This is a genomic window from Neolewinella agarilytica (assembly GCF_900110645.1).
Taxonomy (GTDB): Bacteria; Bacteroidota; Bacteroidia; order Chitinophagales; family Saprospiraceae; genus Neolewinella; species Neolewinella agarilytica.
Genome location: NZ_FOFB01000063.1, coordinates 1 through 1381, shown reverse-complemented (window position 1 = coordinate 1381; position 1381 = coordinate 1). Strand labels below are relative to the sequence as shown.

Here is a 1381-nt window from a genome sequence, read left to right as displayed (position 1 = left end):
ACTCTGACCCGACTACGGGTCCTGAGACGGACGAAGACGGCGACGGCAGCGGCGACGACGATGATGAGGACAACGTGGACATCCCCGTTGAGCAGGTCTACGACCTTGAGCTGAGCAAAGCAGTAACTTCTGCCGGTCCTTACCAGCAAGGTTCTACGGTAGAGTACACACTGACGATCACGAACGACGGTAGCCTGAACGCTGCTGGTATCGAGGTGACGGATACTCCACAGGAGGGTCTGACCTTCGTAAGCTCTGATGCTGACGGTGTTGCGGTAACGGAAGTATCCCCAACGGTTTACACGATCGCTGCTCTTGCCCAGGGTGAGACGCAGACCATCGTACTGACTTACACCATCGACGCTACGTTCCAGGGCACGAGCCTGAACAACGCAGCCGAGATCACCGAAGACGACGGCGACGACGTCGACTCTGACCCGACGACTGGTCCTGAGACGGACGAAGACGGCGACGGCAGCGGCGACGACGATGATGAGGACAACGTGGACATCCCTGTTGAGCAGGTCTACGACCTTGAGCTGAGCAAAGCAGTAACTTCTGCCGGTCCTTACCAGCAAGGTTCTACGGTAGAGTACACACTGACGATCACGAACGACGGTAGCCTGAACGCTGCTGGTATCGAGGTGACGGATACTCCACAGGAGGGTCTGACCTTCGTAAGCTCTGATGCTGACGGTGTTGCGGTAACGGAAGTATCCCCAACGGTTTACACGATCGCTGCTCTTGCCCAGGGTGAGACGCAGACCATCGTACTGACTTACACCATCGACGCTACGTTCCAGGGCACTAGCCTGAACAACGCAGCCGAGATCACCGAAGACGACGGCGATGACGTTGACTCTGACCCGACTACGGGTCCTGAGACGGACGAAGACGGCGACGGCAGCGGCGACGACGATGATGAGGACAACGTGGACATCCCCGTTGAGCAGGTCTACGACCTTGAGCTGAGCAAAGCAGTAACTTCTGCTGGTCCTTACACGCAAGGTTCTACGGTAGAGTACACACTGACGATCACGAACGACGGTAGCCTGAACGCTGCTGGTATCGAAGTAACGGATACTCCACAGGAGGGTCTGACCTTCGTGAGCTCTGATGCTGACGGTGTTGCGGTAACGGAAGTATCTCCAACGGTTTACACGATCGCTGCTCTTGCCCAGGGTGAGACGCAGACCATCGTACTGACTTACACCATCGACGCTACGTTCCAGGGCACGAGCCTGAACAACGCAGCCGAGATCACCGAAGACGACGGCGACGACGTCGACTCTGACCCGACTACGGGTCCTGAGACGGACGAAGACGGCGACGGCAGCGGCGACGACGATGATGAGGACAACGTGGACATCCCCGTTGAGCA

General features: G+C 57.6%; 1 protein-coding gene. It reads left to right on the top strand.

The window, feature by feature from the left end:
• A partial coding sequence (locus tag BM123_RS23725) for a DUF11 domain-containing protein (protein ID WP_139212089.1) occupies nucleotides 1–1381 on the top strand: 1381 nt, incomplete at both ends.